14 protein-coding genes are annotated in these 14,355 nt (G+C 63.4%); 8 read left to right on the top strand and 6 right to left on the bottom strand.

The window, feature by feature from the left end; translation table 11 throughout:
- Positions 1–74: 74 nt before the first annotated feature.
- From NMAG_RS17010 to NMAG_RS16985, 6 genes are all read left to right on the top strand, one after another.
- The gene (locus tag NMAG_RS17010; protein ID WP_012996845.1) at positions 75–431 is read left to right on the top strand and encodes a DUF7475 family protein; all 357 of its coding nucleotides are present in this window, start codon (positions 75–77) and stop codon (positions 429–431) included.
- The gene (locus NMAG_RS17005) at positions 424–1,248 is read left to right on the top strand and encodes a CDP-alcohol phosphatidyltransferase family protein (protein WP_004267745.1); all 825 of its coding nucleotides are present in this window, start codon (positions 424–426) and stop codon (positions 1,246–1,248) included. The genes NMAG_RS17010 and NMAG_RS17005 overlap by 8 nt, the downstream gene beginning before the upstream one ends.
- 161 nt (positions 1,249–1,409) lie before the next feature.
- Positions 1,410–2,447: a zinc-binding dehydrogenase gene (locus NMAG_RS17000; RefSeq protein ID WP_004267746.1), complete on the top strand. Its 1,038-nt coding sequence runs from the start codon at positions 1,410–1,412 to the stop codon at positions 2,445–2,447.
- A 158-nt stretch (positions 2,448–2,605) separates the two neighbouring features.
- The gene (locus NMAG_RS16995; protein ID WP_004267747.1) at positions 2,606–2,986 is read left to right on the top strand and encodes a 6-pyruvoyl trahydropterin synthase family protein; all 381 of its coding nucleotides are present in this window, start codon (positions 2,606–2,608) and stop codon (positions 2,984–2,986) included.
- A gap of 3 nt (positions 2,987–2,989) precedes the next feature.
- Positions 2,990–4,099 (top strand): glycosyltransferase family 4 protein, encoded by a 1,110-nt coding sequence (locus tag NMAG_RS16990; protein ID WP_004267748.1) that lies wholly within the window; start codon positions 2,990–2,992, stop codon positions 4,097–4,099.
- An 11-nt stretch (positions 4,100–4,110) separates the two neighbouring features.
- Positions 4,111–5,211, top strand: a complete 1,101-nt coding sequence (locus NMAG_RS16985) for a methyltransferase domain-containing protein (RefSeq protein WP_004267749.1) — start codon at positions 4,111–4,113, stop codon at positions 5,209–5,211.
- Positions 5,212–5,441: 230 nt separating this feature from the next.
- Here the strand turns inward: NMAG_RS16985 and NMAG_RS16980 are convergent, their stop codons facing one another.
- From NMAG_RS16980 to NMAG_RS16965, 4 genes are all read right to left on the bottom strand, one after another.
- Positions 5,442–5,915 carry a 50S ribosomal protein L11 gene (locus tag NMAG_RS16980; RefSeq protein ID WP_004267750.1) on the bottom strand — a complete coding sequence of 158 codons (474 nt, stop codon included), beginning with the start codon at positions 5,913–5,915 and terminating at the stop codon, positions 5,442–5,444.
- A 125-nt stretch (positions 5,916–6,040) separates the two neighbouring features.
- On the bottom strand, positions 6,041–6,343 hold the full coding sequence (gene cutA, locus NMAG_RS16975) for a divalent-cation tolerance protein CutA (RefSeq protein ID WP_004267751.1): 303 nt from the start codon (positions 6,341–6,343) through the stop codon (positions 6,041–6,043).
- 186 nt (positions 6,344–6,529) lie between these two features.
- Positions 6,530–6,718 carry an HEWD family protein gene (locus tag NMAG_RS16970; RefSeq protein ID WP_004267752.1) on the bottom strand — a complete coding sequence of 63 codons (189 nt, stop codon included), beginning with the start codon at positions 6,716–6,718 and terminating at the stop codon, positions 6,530–6,532.
- 441 nt (positions 6,719–7,159) lie between these two features.
- Entirely contained in the window at positions 7,160–8,671 is a 1,512-nt protein-coding gene (locus NMAG_RS16965) for a phosphoenolpyruvate carboxykinase (ATP) (protein ID WP_004267753.1), read from the bottom strand.
- Between the two features lie 284 nt (positions 8,672–8,955).
- On the opposite strand from NMAG_RS16965, the gene NMAG_RS16960 reads away from it, so the two are divergent.
- Together NMAG_RS16960 and NMAG_RS16955 are read left to right on the top strand one after the other, a co-directional pair.
- Complete coding sequence (locus tag NMAG_RS16960) at positions 8,956–9,900, top strand: MOSC domain-containing protein (RefSeq protein WP_004267754.1); 945 nt, start codon at positions 8,956–8,958, stop codon at positions 9,898–9,900.
- 359 nt (positions 9,901–10,259) lie between these two features.
- Entirely contained in the window at positions 10,260–13,553 is a 3,294-nt protein-coding gene (locus tag NMAG_RS16955) for a disk-shape morphogenesis protein volactin (protein ID WP_004267755.1), read from the top strand.
- Between the two features lie 48 nt (positions 13,554–13,601).
- Here NMAG_RS16955 and NMAG_RS16950 read toward each other — a convergent pair whose 3' ends face one another.
- Positions 13,602–13,991 (bottom strand): cupin domain-containing protein, encoded by a 390-nt coding sequence (locus tag NMAG_RS16950; protein ID WP_004267756.1) that lies wholly within the window; start codon positions 13,989–13,991, stop codon positions 13,602–13,604.
- Positions 13,992–14,170: 179 nt separating this feature from the next.
- On the bottom strand, positions 14,171–14,302 hold the full coding sequence (locus NMAG_RS21760) for a rubrerythrin-like domain-containing protein (protein ID WP_004267757.1): 132 nt from the start codon (positions 14,300–14,302) through the stop codon (positions 14,171–14,173).
- Positions 14,303–14,355: the final 53 nt, after the last annotated feature.

The raw sequence follows: 14,355 nt of genomic DNA, 5'->3' as shown, positions 1-14,355 counted from the left end.
ACATTTCACACCCCATACCCCACACCCCAGTTCGGCGAAAGCTGTTTTTACCCACTCGTTGAGGTGCCCATATCGTGGCTCGCTCTGCCAGTTCCCTCTCGCCAGTCCACTGGCTAGCTATCGCCCTCGCAGCCGTCAGCGCGCTCGTCCACCTCATCCTTGGCGTTTCGTTTCTCCCACACTGGATGGGCGTCGCGTTCCTCGCCGCGACCGCCGGTTTTCTCCTCGGTATCGCGCTCGTCATCCGGAACTATCGGCGACGACTCGTCTACCTCCTGGGAATTCCGTTCACCGCCGGACAGATCGTCCTCTGGTACATCGTCAACGAACCCACTGCACTCGCCGATCTCTCAGCAGCCGAAACCGTCGACAAAATCGCACAGACCCTGTTGATCGCACTCCTTCTCATCCTCCTCGCTCGCCGTGACTGACGATCATCGCCCGGAGTACTCGAGTCCACTCCGCCCATACACCCAGTGGGGTCGCGCGACGCTCGGACTTGGCGCACTGAGCAGCCTGCTCGTCATCGCGTTCGTGCCACTGTGGTCGGGATTTGTTCCGGTTGCGTTTCTCGCGGGGGCGTTCCTCGTCTTCTCGCTCACATCCACAATAATCTATTATGTCGTTGACCGGCACGCTGCGGTGACAGCGCCGCCGTTTACATCCGCGACGTGGGTGACCGTGGCACGCGGTGCAGCAGTCGCCGGACTCGGTGGATTCGCGGGACTCGCAGCCGCGGCTACGGGCGGATTCGAGTTTCCCGCCTCGGCGACAGTCACCGGTGCCGACGCCAGCGCCAGCCTCAGGTGGGCACCGGCGGTTCTATTCGCCGTCGCAGCCCTCCTCGACGCCGTCGACGGCTGGCTCGCCAGACGGACTGACAGCGTCACCGACCTCGGCGCACGCCTCGATCTCGAGATGGACGGCCTCGTCGTCCTCGTCGGCACAACCGTCGGTGTGCTCACCGGGGTGCTCCCGCTTGTCTTTCTCGCGGTCGCGGTCGCGCGGTACGTCTTCGTCGCCAGCCTCTGGTGGCGCGACCGTCGCGGACTCCCTACCGCCGAGTTGTCGCCGAGTCTCCGTCGGCGCGTACTGGGAGCGCTCGCGATGGTTGCGATTTTCGTCGCACTCGTACCGCTCGTCGACCCCGCGCTCTCTCGTCCGTTCGCGCTCCTCGTCGCGGTGCCGTTTCTCGCGAATTTCGCCCGTGACTGGCTCGTCGCCTCCGGTCGTCTCGAGTCAACGTAGTAGGTCCGTACTCGAGTACAGACACACCATTTCCATCTCTATCTCTATTTTTATCCCCATCTCCGCCCCATCCCCACGTCACTGACGTGCGACCTGACCCATGGTAGGCACCTCCTTCCGTACAAACTCCCAAGTGGGGTCCCGTAGAACCCCCGTACAGTGTGACCGCCCGCACCCTCTCGTTCACCGGCCCGCGGACCGTGGAGGTTTGCTCTCGGCCGATCCCAGACCCCGGTCCGACAGACGTACGCGTTCGAACGCGTGTCTCGGCCGTCAGCGCCGGCACCGAAGGCCTGATCTACCGCGGCGAGGCACCCGCCGACCTCCCCGCCGATAGCGAACTCGATGCACTCGAGGGCGACCTCTCTTTCCCGCTCACCTACGGCTACGCGGCGGTCGGTGAGGTGGACGCGGTCGGGAGCGAGGTTGACGACGACTGGCTCGGGCGGGCGGTCTTCGCGTACAACGCCCACGAGAGCCACTTTCTCGCGACGCCGGACGACCTGCTCCCGGTTCCGGAGGAGGTTACCCCGCGCGAGGCTGCCCTCTTCGCTAATCTCGAGACGGCCGTCACCTTCCTGCTCGACGGCGAGCCGTTGGTCGGCGAGCACGTTGCCGTCTTTGGGCAGGGTGTCGTCGGGCTGTTGACGACGGCGTTGCTCGCCCGGACACCGATCGAGACGCTGGTGACGTTCGATCCCGACGGTGACCGCCGTCAGCACGCCGACGCCTTCGGTGCGGATCACACGTTCGATCCGACGGCATGTGCGGTCGAGGAGGCGTTCGCGGACGCCGCTACCGTTGCCGGCACCGGGGATGAATCCCCGCGTGCGGACCTCTCCTACGAACTCTCCGGGAACCCCAACGCGCTCGACGACGCGCTCGCCGTAACGGGGTTCGACGGCCGCCTTCTCGTCGGTTCCTGGTACGGGGACAAACCGGCCACGGCGAATCTCGGCGGTCGATTTCACCGCGACCGGATCGACATCCGAAGCACCCAGGTGAGCACCATCGACCCTCGCCTCTCCGGGCGCTGGTCGCGCGAGCGCCGTCACGAACTCACCTGGTCCTGGCTCCGCCGACTCGACCTCGAGCGGCTGTTTACGCACGAGTTCCCACTCGAGGACGCGGGCACAGCCTACGAGTTACTCGAGGAGCGTGCCGACGGTGTTGTGCAGGTGTTGTTTACCTACGAGTAGCCCGACTCCTACGACCACCTCTACACCTACTCCAGCCCGACTCACACTACCCCTGCCACCATCCCGTTTCTCCAGTTCCACTGCTCACTGCTCCTACTGCGTCCAGTCGCGTGCAACTCGGGCGAGGAAATTTATCACCGTTCGTGATAGGCTCTCGCATGTACGCCGTCTCGGTCTCCCGGTCGGTGATCGCCCAGCACGCTCTGACGGTGCCGGACCCCGGTCCGGAGGGCGAACTGCACTCTCACAACTTCACCATCGAGGCAACGCTTCGGGGTTCCGAACTCGACGCACACGAGTACCTCGTCGACATCGACGACCTCGTCGCCGCGATGGACCGCACCGCTGCGTTCTACAGCGACCGGGTACTCAACGATCTCCCCGCGTTCGAGGGCGCAAACCCAAGCGTCGAACGATTCGCCCGTGTCTTCGGTGACCGACTACTCGAGTCCCTCTCGCTTCCGGACCCAGTTACCGAACTCAGAGTCGAGATTCAGGAAGATGACGTGGCACGTGTTGCACACGAGCGGACGCTCTGACCGATGAACATTGGCCTCGTCGTTCCCGGCGACCTCGACCAGTGTTCTGGCGGCTACCGGTACGATCGCAAACTCGTCTCCTCTCTCGAGTCCCGTGGCGACGACGTCACTGTCTGCTCGCTCTCCGATGGGGAGCCAACTCTGAATCAGCCATTCGACGTGCTCTTGCAGGACGAACTCTGCTCTCCGACGCTCGTCGATCGCAACGCCGCACTCGAGAAACCCGGGGCGATCGTCGCGCTGGTGCACCTTCTCAAACACCCTGCCTTCAGGAGTTCCGCCGACCAGAAGCACGAGCGCAACCACGAGCGCAAACGCGATCACGACCACGAGCGCAAACGCGACCGACGCTATCTCGAGTCGGTCGACGCAGCGGTCTGCACCAGCGAGTTCACGCGCGAGCAGGTGTCTACTATCGTCACCACCGACCTCCCGACGCACGTCGCGCCGCCGGCCGGCCGGCAACCGACACCGCCACCGTCACCCGACGATGTCGTCCAGCGAGCCAGAACGGGATCGCTTCGACTCGTCTTCGTCGGGAACGTCATTCCGCGCAAGAACGTCGAGACACTTCTCGACGCCCTCTCGCACATCGACCGCACAGTCGACTGGACGCTGACTATTGTCGGCGACGATGCGGCCAAACCCGACTACACCCGTCAAATCCGTGACCAACGAACCACAACAGGGCTCGCCGACCGCGTCTCGTTCTCCGGCCCTGTCACGGACGACGTACTCGAGTCCATCCTCGCGTGCTCGCACGTGCTCGTGGTTCCATCCCGCTACGAGAGCTTCGGGATGGTGTATCTGGAAGCGATGGAGGCTGGTGTCGTCCCGATCGCGAGCAGTGTTGGGGGTGCGAGCGAGTTCGTCAGTGATGGCACCAACGGGTTCGTCGTCGATCCGGAGGACACCGAGCGGATCGCAACCATCGTCTCTGACCTCGCACACGACCGCGAGCGGCTGGCATCGCTCGCGACGGCTGCGCTCCGGACAGCCGACGCGCATCCATCGTGGGAGACAACGTTCGAGAAACTGCGAGCGTTTCTCCTCGAGATTTCGGACCCGGACGGCGACGAGTCGTCCCCATCTGCGGGTGGTGAGCAGCCGTGACCGGTCCGTCTATGCAAGCCTATCTGGAAGCAAAGCGAACTGTCGACGACCGTGCACTGAATCGGCGCGTGCTCGACCAGTTCGTGGCCGCGCTCACAGCCCGCAACGGCCCGGTCAGCGTCGTCGAACTCGGTGCCGGCGTTGGGACGATGCTCGTCAGACTCGCGACGTGGGGTTGTCTTCCCGAACGCGTCAGCTATCGGCTCGTCGACCGCGACGCGGAGAGCATTACTCGCGCACGCGACCTCGTTCCCGACGAACTCGAGAACGCGGGGTACACTGTCCGCTGGCGTGACGATCGGGCCGCCGAGTCCGCTACGCTCGTGGCAACGCGTGACTCAACTGGTGAATTCACTGGGGGCAATTGTCGTGAGCGAGACGAGACGCCGGGGCCACTCGAGTACACCGACGCCGTTCCGGCTACTGCGACCACTAGCGCCACTGCCAGCGCCAGCGCCACCACCACCCCCACCACTCTCACCATCACCTTCACCACCGCCGACGCGTTCGAAATCGAGGCACAGGCCGACGCCGTCATCGCAGCTGCCTTTCTGGATCTCATCGACGTGCCGGCTGCACTCGAGTCCATCGAGACGCTACTCGAACCGGGCGGAGTGCTCTACGCGCCGATTACTTTCGATGGCGGGACTGGCTTCGTCCCAACAGATCCGCTCGACCGCGACATAGAGCGCTGCTATCACCACCACATGGACGAGATTCGGGACGGCGGCAGCAGCCGCGCGGGTCGCGAACTACTGACGACACTGCGCCGCCGGGACTGGGAGACGCTCGCTACCGGTGGGTCAAACTGGGTCGTCCGCCCAGCATGTGGCGATCACAGTGGGGCCGACGAGGCCGGCAGCCCCGGAAGCCCCGGAAGCCACACTACCCACTACCCAGCATCCGAACAACTCGTCCTCGAACACATTCTGCACACGATCGACGACGCCCTCACGGCTGTCCCCGCTGTGATGACACCGTTTTCGACCGCCGAACAGGAACAGTGGCACGATCAACGACGAACGGCACTCGAGTCCGGGATGTTTGGATTCGTCGCGCACAATCTGGACGTGCTCGCTCGTTGTGGGCCGACGGTGAGTGGCCAGTCGTAACGAGTTGAGCGCTACAACCGCTGGCGGCGCTCGGTGGGGGTGAAAGTGTGACGGATCGGATGGTCCGACAGAACTGGTGGACCGTTCGTGACGGTCAGTTGGTCGTACGTCGGCGCGTGCGGCTGCGGTTGCGGTTGTGGTCGTGGTTGCGATTGCAAATGCAGTCGCAGAAAACGCCGATAAACGTAGTGAAGTCGAGTCGACGAGTACGCTTCCGCTTCCGCTTACGCTTACGCGAGTACGTCGTCGTACTCGCCGTCGTCGACCTTCGCCTTGAACTCGCGGGCATCGTCACCTTCGATGGTAACGCCCATCGAGGCGCAGGTGCCGACGACTTCCTTCGCGGCGTTCTTCGTATCGTAGGCGAGCAGGTCAGGGTGTTTCTGCTCTGCAATGGTCTTGACCTGTTCGACCGAGAGGTCAGCGACGAAGTCCTCCTGGGGCTCGCCGCTGCCGGTCTCGAAGCCAGCCTCGTCCTTGACGAGTGCCGCCGTCGGTGGGACACCGACGTCGATCTCGAACGAGCCGTCGTCGTCGTAGTCGACGGTGACGGGCACTTCCGTGCCGTCGAAGGCTTCCGTCTGATCGTTGATCTGCTGTACGACCGCCTGCACGTCGACGGGGGTCGGTCCGAGCTCGGGACCGAGCGGTGGGCCAGGGTTGGCCTGGCCACCCGGAACGAGCACTTCGATGGTTCCAGCCATACCCGTCACAACCCGTGCGCGAGTTTTAAGGGTTGCTTTTTCGCGTAGTGGCGTCTGTGACGCACTGACGTACTGTGGCGGGCGGGGTCAGCTGTCGTCGCCGTGCTACCGTGCTCGAGCAGCCACTACTCGACGCTCTCCGCACGCCACTCCGCGAAGGACTCGAGTACGTCGGCTTCGTCGAACCGTTCGATACAGGGGACATCGTAGGGGTGTTCCCGCTTGACGCAGTCGACGAGGTCGTCGTAGGCGTCGTCGGTCGTCTTCGCGAGCAGGACGGCCTCATCATCGTGGTGAATCTCGCCGTCCCAGCGGTACGTCGAGGTGGTCGAGAGCCGGTTGACGCAGGCGGCGAGTCGCTTGTCGACGAGGGTTTCGGCGAGCGAGTCGGCTGCGTCTGGTGGGGCGGTGATGTAGACGGTTGGCATTGGTGTCGGATGATAACCGACGGAGCAGCAAAGAGCGTACGGGATACGGGGGACAGGATACGGGATACGGGGTACCAGATCCAGGATACGAGTTACGGGGCGAAGGAAACGGGGAACGAGGCACGGAGTACGAGATGCGGAGCTGTAGGCCAGTCAGACCGAATAAAAACGCGCGTCGTGCTGGCGTTAGTCGTCCATCGCAACCGGGTTGAAGTTTCCGTTGATGTCCCACTCGTGGAGGCAGTGTGGGCTACCGACCTGTTTTGTGCCATCTGTGCGTGCAATCTGCCAGGCTTCGAGGTCGTCGTCCCAGTGCTCAGCACGCCCGCACGATTCGCATACTCGCGCGGTTGGTTTTCGCAACTGTGCGCTCATTGCTCACTGGTGAGAACTGGACGCATATAACAGTACTCGTGTCCGGCAAGCTCTGCCACTGACATTCGTCCGATAGTGACTGATTAATTCGTGCAAGTTTCATTTTTCGTGACGGTAGGGAGGACTATCGCTGCGGTCTGGGTGATGAATCTGTAGCGACGAGTGCTCAGTGTGAACAACTGTAGTCGTTCACCCGAGCGTTCGGTCTTCGGTCTTGAATATTCAGTCTTGAAGACAGCAGCGAGAGGAGCGCGAGAATCGCAATCGCGTGAGAACAGTGCGTGAAGAGCGCGGGAACGGCACGAAAGCAGCGACGAAAACGTGTGACAGCGTCAGTCGCCGGTTCAGACGGATTATTCTAGCGTGTTACCGCTGATCGCCGTCCCCGTCGGAGCGATCACCGTCGGAGCGATCACCGGTACCGAACGACAACGGACCGTCTCAGTAGACGGCGTCGATGATTTCCTCGCGGAGATCCTCGAACTGTTCCAGATACTCCCGTCGTTCTGCGCGAAGCTCCGCGACGGCTTCGTCGTAGTCCTCGACGTGGTCCGGAACGTAATACTCCTCGATGTCGAGTTCAGGGATCGACTCGGGAATCGTCAGTCCGGTCTGGTCGTCGTCGGTCCACTCGATCGTCCCACGAGCGGCTTCGGTGAGGATCGTCACGGACTCCGTCACACCGATATCCTTCGATTTTTCGCCGAGATAGCCGGTGTTGATGACGTAACAGTCGACGTCGAGTGCACCCATCAGGTCGTAGAAGATGTTGCCTTCCTCGCCCTCGGAGCCGACGATGAACGGGTTCGTCCCGACGACGCGGATCGACTCGCCAGCGCGCGAGGGATCGCCCGCGCTGGTCTCGATCGATTCGCCGAGCATAAACGCGGCGGCAGCTTGCTCGTCGCGAAGCTTTGCAACCGGCGGCATCAGCGGGTTGCGCGTGATGAAGAATACCTGGTCGATCTCGTTCAGGTCGATCTCGTCGTCGGCGCTCTCGAGTTCGTCCCGGCGGATGATCGCGCGCGAGTTGGCGGTGTAGCGGTCGGAGTCGAAGTCGACGGTGCCGTCCTCGGCGACGTCGACGTTTTCGAGGATGGCCGTCTCATCGGTTGCGGCGTGGTAGAGGCCGGGCTGTTCTTCCTCGTCGAGACCGATGGTCTTGATGTACAGCCCCTTCCCCTCGCTGCCGGCGACGGAGCCGTCCGGCAGGAGCGCACAGACGTCGTCCTGGCGCATCGAGGCGTCTTCGGGCTCCTCAAGCCAGCAGCCGTGGGAGGTCAGCGTGGACTTGCCAGTCGCGGAGAGGCCCATGAACACCTGGCCGACGGTGTTCAGGTCGCCGTCCTCGTCTTCGACGCGGACGCGCTTGCTGCCCGCGTGGAGGCCGAGACCGCCCTGTTGCTTGGTGCGGAACATGAACAGCCGGAGGAACGACTTCTTGGCCTCGCCGGTGTAGTCGCTGCCGAGGGCGGCGGTGAAGCCCTCCTCAGGCAGGATGCGAATCGCCGTCTCGTCGTAGTCGGGAAGCTGAACCGTGTAGAGGTCCGGCTCGCGACCGTCGGACGGCTCGAACAGGTTCGCCCAGGCGAGTGCGATGCGGGCGTGTTCGACGGGGACGAACAGCCGGCAGCAGAACGTCGCTTCCGGATGACGGCCCATCAGCCGGTCGACACAGAGCAGTTCGCGCTCGCCCGCGAGGTCGATTGCCTCGTCGACGAGCGCGTGGTCGTCTGCGTCGAACTCGTCATCGATGTTGTTCTTCGTCCGGTCCGAACTCCGCGAGCGGTACTCGCTAACGTAGGAGGGAGATCCGAACTCAGTCGTGGTCTCCTCGTGGGCCGCGAGTTCGCGAAGTTCCTCGAGTGAGGGGTTGTGCCGAACGTTCGACGCTGTCACTGGGTCGGGAAGCTGTCGGACCAGCGGACGGGGCTCCGTCCCGGTTTCGGACATATACATAACCCACCATCATCCTGATGTATAAACCTGGAGGATTTTGCTCTGTGTGTGTCATGACATCCCCAACCCGAACCTCATGTTTGGCAGTTCATACGTCTCTACTCCCAATTCGTAACGATATCTTTCTCCGTCACGAATATATCTGAAATCACATATGTCGTGATGGGTACTCACATCAGAAATAATTCTAACTCGAAGGGCAACACTCGCCGTTGTTCGTACTCGTGTCATGTGTCGAATAAGCACACATAAGCACCAGCACCACGTCGGAAATATCGATGGTCTCGCTGGATCGTATCCTCGTTCACCCGATCAAATCTCTCGACGCGACGGCGGTACAGACGGCGGCGATCGAACGGAACGGTGGTCTCTCCTGGGATCGTCGGTACGCGATCGTCGAAGGAACGGCTGCGTCGTCGAGTGATGGGGCCGACGGGGCTGACACAGCCAGTACGAACGCCACAGGTCGGCCACACGGGACGCCAGAAACAGTCGGCAGCTACGTCAACGGCAAACGAGAACCCGCGATTTACCAGTTACGCGCAACCTACGATCTCGAACGCGAAACCGTGACGCTCAGCGATACCGGCTCAGCCCAGCACAACGGGTCTGGCTCACTCCAATCCGACCAGTCTGAAACCGACTCGACCACCGACGGTCAGACCTTCCACCTCGAACTCGACCGCGAGCACCTCTCTGAGTGGCTCTCCGAGTACTTCGGCTACCCCGTCGAACTCGTGCGCAACGACGCTGGCGGCTTCCCGGACGACACCGACGCCTCCGGGCCGACCGTCATCTCACAGGCGACACTCGAGTCCGTCGCCGACTGGTACCCCGAGATCGACGCGGTCGAGATGTGTCGGCGGCTTCGTCCGAATCTCGTGCTCAGCGATGCGCCCGCGTTCTGGGAGGACCGTCTCTACGAGCGGCCGGGCCACGCCGTCGCGTTCGACATCGGCACAATAGCGCTGTCGGGGATCAATCCGTGTCAGCGCTGTGTCGTGCCGACGCGCGATCCGGACACTGGTGAGGAGACCGACGGCTTTCAAGAGACGTTCGTCGAGCAACGTGAACGGACGCTTCCGGAGTGGGCCAGTGAGGCATGGTTCGACCACTACTTCCGCCTGATGGTGAATACGAAGGTCCCCAAGTCGTCGTGGGGCGAGACGCTCGAGGCGGGAGCGGCAGTTTCGGTCGGCGAGGCGTACGAACTCGCACAGTAGGCAGGGAGATCACCGGCACATCGGCACATTGGTGCATCGGCACACCGGTACAGCGGCACACCGGCACACCGTCACACCGGCACACCGTCACACCGGTACACCGACACAGCGGCACACCGGCACACCGTCACACCGACACAGCGGCACATTGGTGCATCGGCACACCGGTACACCGACACAGCGGCACATTGGTGCATCGGCACACCGGTACACCGTCACAGCGGCACATTGGTGCATCGGCACACCGGTACACCGTCACAGCGGCACACCGGCACAGCAGCACAGCCTCCACCCCGGTAATTTTCACATCTGGTACTCACGGGCGAAGTACCAAGGGGTGGCTCTCGGTTCTCCTCGGCATGGCATACGGTCTCGATATTGGGGCGAATGCGATTCGGCTCGCGAGCGACCGCTCGGGGGAGGTCGCGCTTCGTTCGACACCGACGCGGGTTGTCTCGGTGTCGACAGCAGGGGAGACGGAGACAGACACTGAGAACGAAGCGAGTGCAACGAACGATGCACTCGAGGACGCGATCACTGCGGCCGACACCGATGCGGTCGCGCTCGTCGAGACTGACGATGAGATGCTGCTCGTCGGTCCAGAAGCGACGACCATCGCAGCGGAGGTCGGTGACGACGTGACTGTCTCCGAACACGAGACGCCGTTTCAGCAGGGCGTCTTCGACGCCGCAGAATACGACGAGGCAGTGTTTTCGGCGCTCGTCGACCTCGTCCTCCCTGACGACGTTTCGCCGACGGCGCTCTCCTACACGACGCCTGGGACGGTGGTCGACGCCGACGCGCCGACTGGCGCACATCGCGAGACGGTTGCCTCGGTGCTCGACGAGTTGACGGCTGCCGGAAAAACCGACGATGGCGACTCGCAATCCCCAACACCAGTCAGCCAGGGCTTCGCCGTCATTTACGATCAGTTCGCCGGCGACAACTACACCGGCGTCGGAATCTGCCTCGGCGCACAGACCACGAGCGTTGCGCTCGCCTACTACGGCGTCCCGGTTCTTGCGTTTTCCATCACCCGCGGCACCGACTGGATCGTCGCCCAGGCGGCCGGCGAGACCGGCCACGAGCACACACAGGTCCGAAACGTTCTCGCAGACTTCGAACTCGACCCCGATGCCGCAACGGGACCGATCGAACGCGCCCTCGCTGCAGCGTACGACGACCTCGTCGCCGAACTGGCCGACGCCCTCGGCGACCAGGCCGCGGCCGCCGACCTCCAGCGCGGCGTCGCCGTCCCGATCGCCGTCGCTGGTTCGGGCGCAGTCGAGGGACTCGAGTACCTCCTTGGCGGCCGATTCGATTCGGCGGGACTCCCCATCTCGATTCGGGGTGTTCGACTCGCAGCGGATCCGGAAGCGAGCGCCGCGAGAGGCGCGCTCGCTGCTTCCGAAGACGATGTCGATGCTTACGACGAGATCGTCTGGGGAACCACTGTGTCAGGCACGGGCAGCGAAGACGTGGACACGCTTTCGTTCGACGGCGACCTCGACGGTGGTTCGGCGACGGCATCGAAGCCAGCGACCGGCGACGCCAGCAGTCCGAGTGGCAACGATGGCGGTGACAGTGCCGCAGCCATCGCCGCCGACCTCGACGCACAGATACAGCCAACCACGGACGACCGTGCGAACGACGCCATCGACCACCTGTTCGACCGCCTCGCCAACCGCGACGAGGAAATTCAGGCGCTCGCCGACGACCTCGACGCACTCGAGTCCGCCCTCGACACGGTCCGCGAGGAGACCGCTCGGACGGACGACCTCGCGAGCGTAGCACAGGAACTCGAGCAGGCCGAAGCCAGGCTTGCCGACCTTTCGGAGACGGTTTCGGCCCGCGCGGACGCGATGACCACTGTTGCGGAGACCGACGCACGAGTCGACGAACTCGAACCCCAACTCGAGACGCAAGCCACTCGACTCGACGGACTTGCAGGCCGACTCGAGGAACACTCGACACACACGACCGCCCGATTCGACGAGGTCGACGACGAGATGTCGGAGCTCGGGACGACGCTCGAGGACCTCGCATCCGACCTCGACGAGACGGTGGCCGAACTCGAGACCGACCGGGAAACACTTGCGGATCTCGAGGACACCGTCGCCGACCTGGCAGACGAGTCCGCGACGACGGCCGAAGTGGACGCACTCGAGTCCCGCGTCGATGCCGTCGACGAGACGATCGACGACGAACTCGAGTCGGTCAGCGAGCGCGTCGGATCTGCCGAGTCAGCCGTCGCGGACGTGGAAGCTGATCTCGATGCACACGCTGCGGAGATCGCCGAGACAGTCAACTCGATCGAGGATGCACTCGAGTCGACCGAGGAGGCACTCGCGTCACGACTCGACGAAACGGAGGCAGCCGTGTCGACGCAGGCCGAGGACGTCGATGCACTCGAGAGCCGGCTCGATGAAACGGAGTCGAACCTCGGCTCGCGGATTGAGTCGGCGGAATCGGAGTTCGAAACGCAGCTCCAGTCAACGGAAGCGGAGCTCGAAACGCAGATCGGCTCTGTAGAGTCTGATCTCGAAACACAACTCGAGGAGGCAGAAACGGGACTGGAAGAACAGCTCGCTGAAACAGAAACGTCGCTCGAGGAGCAACTCGACGAAACCGAGGCGACACTCGAGAACGAGAGTGACGACCTGCGTGCCAGCATCGACGCGCTCGACGACCAGATCGGTGACGCTGGCGACCGACTGGATGCCGTCGCTGCCGACGTTACCGCCGTCGAGAGCCACACTGCGGATGTCGAGGAAACTGCTGAGACGACGAGTGCTGACGTAGACGAACTCGAGGACACGCTCACAAGCGTCGAATCCGATGTCACTGCAGTCGACGACACCACGGCCGAACTCGAGACGCGCCTCACTGCACAGGAGTCGACGATCGACGAGCAGACGGCGACCGTCGACGAGCAGGCGGCAACCATCGACGAGCAGGCAGCGACGATCAACGAACAGGCAGCAGAAATCGAGGCGCTCGCCGACGACACAGCGAGCGTCTCGGACGAGGTAGACAGGCTCGACACCGAACTCGAGTCCCTCTCCGATGCCCTCGAAGATGTGCCGGACTCCGAAGACGTGCCGGACGACGAAACTGTCTCGTCGCTGGCTGCGGAGGTCGACTCGCTTTCGGAGCGGATCGACAACCTCGCGGAGTCCGAGGCAGTTGCGAACCTTGACCAGCGCCTCGACGAACTCGACGAGCGCGTGACTTCCGTTGCGTCTGAGCAGACTGTACTCGAGCCCGACCACGAACAGCTGGCGGAGCGGGTTGCGGAACTCGAGGGCGAGCAGGGTGGGAGTGGGGTGACCCAGGAAGAACTGGAGCCGCTGGTGACGGCGGACGAGTTGGAGTCGCTGCGGTCGGAACTGCAGCGTGAGGTAGACGAGGTTGCCGACGTAACTGAAGAGCTGAAAACAGCTGACGAAACGACTGAGACTGGCGGGCAAGATGAAGAAACGGGCCGCTCGTCGGCCACTCTTCTTGGTCCGTTGCTCGCCGGCGGTGGCGGTGCCGGCATCGTCGCGGGTGCGACCGTCGCCCTCTCAGTTGCCGGCGCAGGAACGATCGGCGCGGTGATCGCGGTACTCGGCCTCGTGCTGGTTGGCGCGGCGGTGGCGCTCACCCGCTAACACACAGACGGATCAACGCAACAGCGCAACAACGCCGCTCAACGCCGCTCAACTCCGCTGCTCTGACGCATCCTTCAGCACGGCGTCGTCCGCGACGTTCGGCGCGCCGACGACGAGCACGCGACTCTCCTCGACCGCCTCGATCTGTCGCCAGGATTCCGGTGGTACGACCATACACTCGTGTCTCGTGAGCGTGACGACGTCGCGTTCGTCGTCGCGCTCGACGGTCACGTCGACGGTGCCCTCGAGAACGAGGTAGAACTCCTCCTGTTGGTCCTGGCGGTGGTACGTGTTCTCCTCGCCGCGCTCGTAGTGCCAGACGCTCGGACGCAACTGTTCGGACTCGAGTGCGGGTCCGATCGGGAGCAGTGTCGGCGCGATGCTTTCGATCTCTCGCGGCTCGATCGAGTCGAGGTCGGCCAGCGAGTACAGCGACATGCGAGGGTGTCCAACGATTGCGCGCAAAAAGCTGTGGCCGGCGATGCCATTGGCTGTCCCTCGTATCGGTTTTGATCGCTGGGTATCGATGTCGGCTACCGAAGGCTGTCCACTGGCGGCCGTGACAGCAATCGCTTCCCGTCCGCATACAATCCGACGAGTACCGCCGCCACGCGGGATCAGTCGGTCACTAAGTCGACGTTTCGCATCTCGTCCCCGCACTGCCGGCAGGTACTCACAAGCGCGTCGTCGACCGCCTCGTGACGACGACACTGGACGCACACGTACTCGAGTGGTTCGGCGAGTTCCATGGCTGGCCTACGAATCGGTGTGTGTATGTGTGTTACCTCTTGCCACGATATGG

The sequence above is a fragment of the Natrialba magadii ATCC 43099 genome (genome assembly GCF_000025625.1).
In the GTDB taxonomy this organism is placed as follows: Archaea; Halobacteriota; Halobacteria; order Halobacteriales; family Natrialbaceae; genus Natrialba; species Natrialba magadii.
This window is presented reverse-complemented; position numbering and strand designations above follow the sequence as displayed.

Coding starts and splice junctions, on each gene's coding strand:
- NMAG_RS16995 (WP_004267747.1), top strand. CDS start 2,606: ATGTACGCCGTCTCGGTCTCCCGGTCGGTGATCGCCCAGCACGCTCTG.
- NMAG_RS16990 (WP_004267748.1), top strand. CDS start 2,990: ATGAACATTGGCCTCGTCGTTCCCGGCGACCTCGACCAGTGTTCTGGC.
- NMAG_RS16985 (WP_004267749.1), top strand. CDS start 4,111: ATGCAAGCCTATCTGGAAGCAAAGCGAACTGTCGACGACCGTGCACTG.
- NMAG_RS16980 (WP_004267750.1), bottom strand. CDS start 5,915: ATGGCTGGAACCATCGAAGTGCTCGTTCCGGGTGGCCAGGCCAACCCT.
- cutA (WP_004267751.1), bottom strand. CDS start 6,343: ATGCCAACCGTCTACATCACCGCCCCACCAGACGCAGCCGACTCGCTC.
- NMAG_RS16970 (WP_004267752.1), bottom strand. CDS start 6,718: ATGAGCGCACAGTTGCGAAAACCAACCGCGCGAGTATGCGAATCGTGC.
- NMAG_RS16965 (WP_004267753.1), bottom strand. CDS start 8,671: ATGTCCGAAACCGGGACGGAGCCCCGTCCGCTGGTCCGACAGCTTCCC.
- NMAG_RS16960 (WP_004267754.1), top strand. CDS start 8,956: ATGGTCTCGCTGGATCGTATCCTCGTTCACCCGATCAAATCTCTCGAC.
- NMAG_RS16955 (WP_004267755.1), top strand. CDS start 10,260: ATGGCATACGGTCTCGATATTGGGGCGAATGCGATTCGGCTCGCGAGC.
- NMAG_RS16950 (WP_004267756.1), bottom strand. CDS start 13,991: ATGTCGCTGTACTCGCTGGCCGACCTCGACTCGATCGAGCCGCGAGAG.
- NMAG_RS21760 (WP_004267757.1), bottom strand. CDS start 14,302: ATGGAACTCGCCGAACCACTCGAGTACGTGTGCGTCCAGTGTCGTCGT.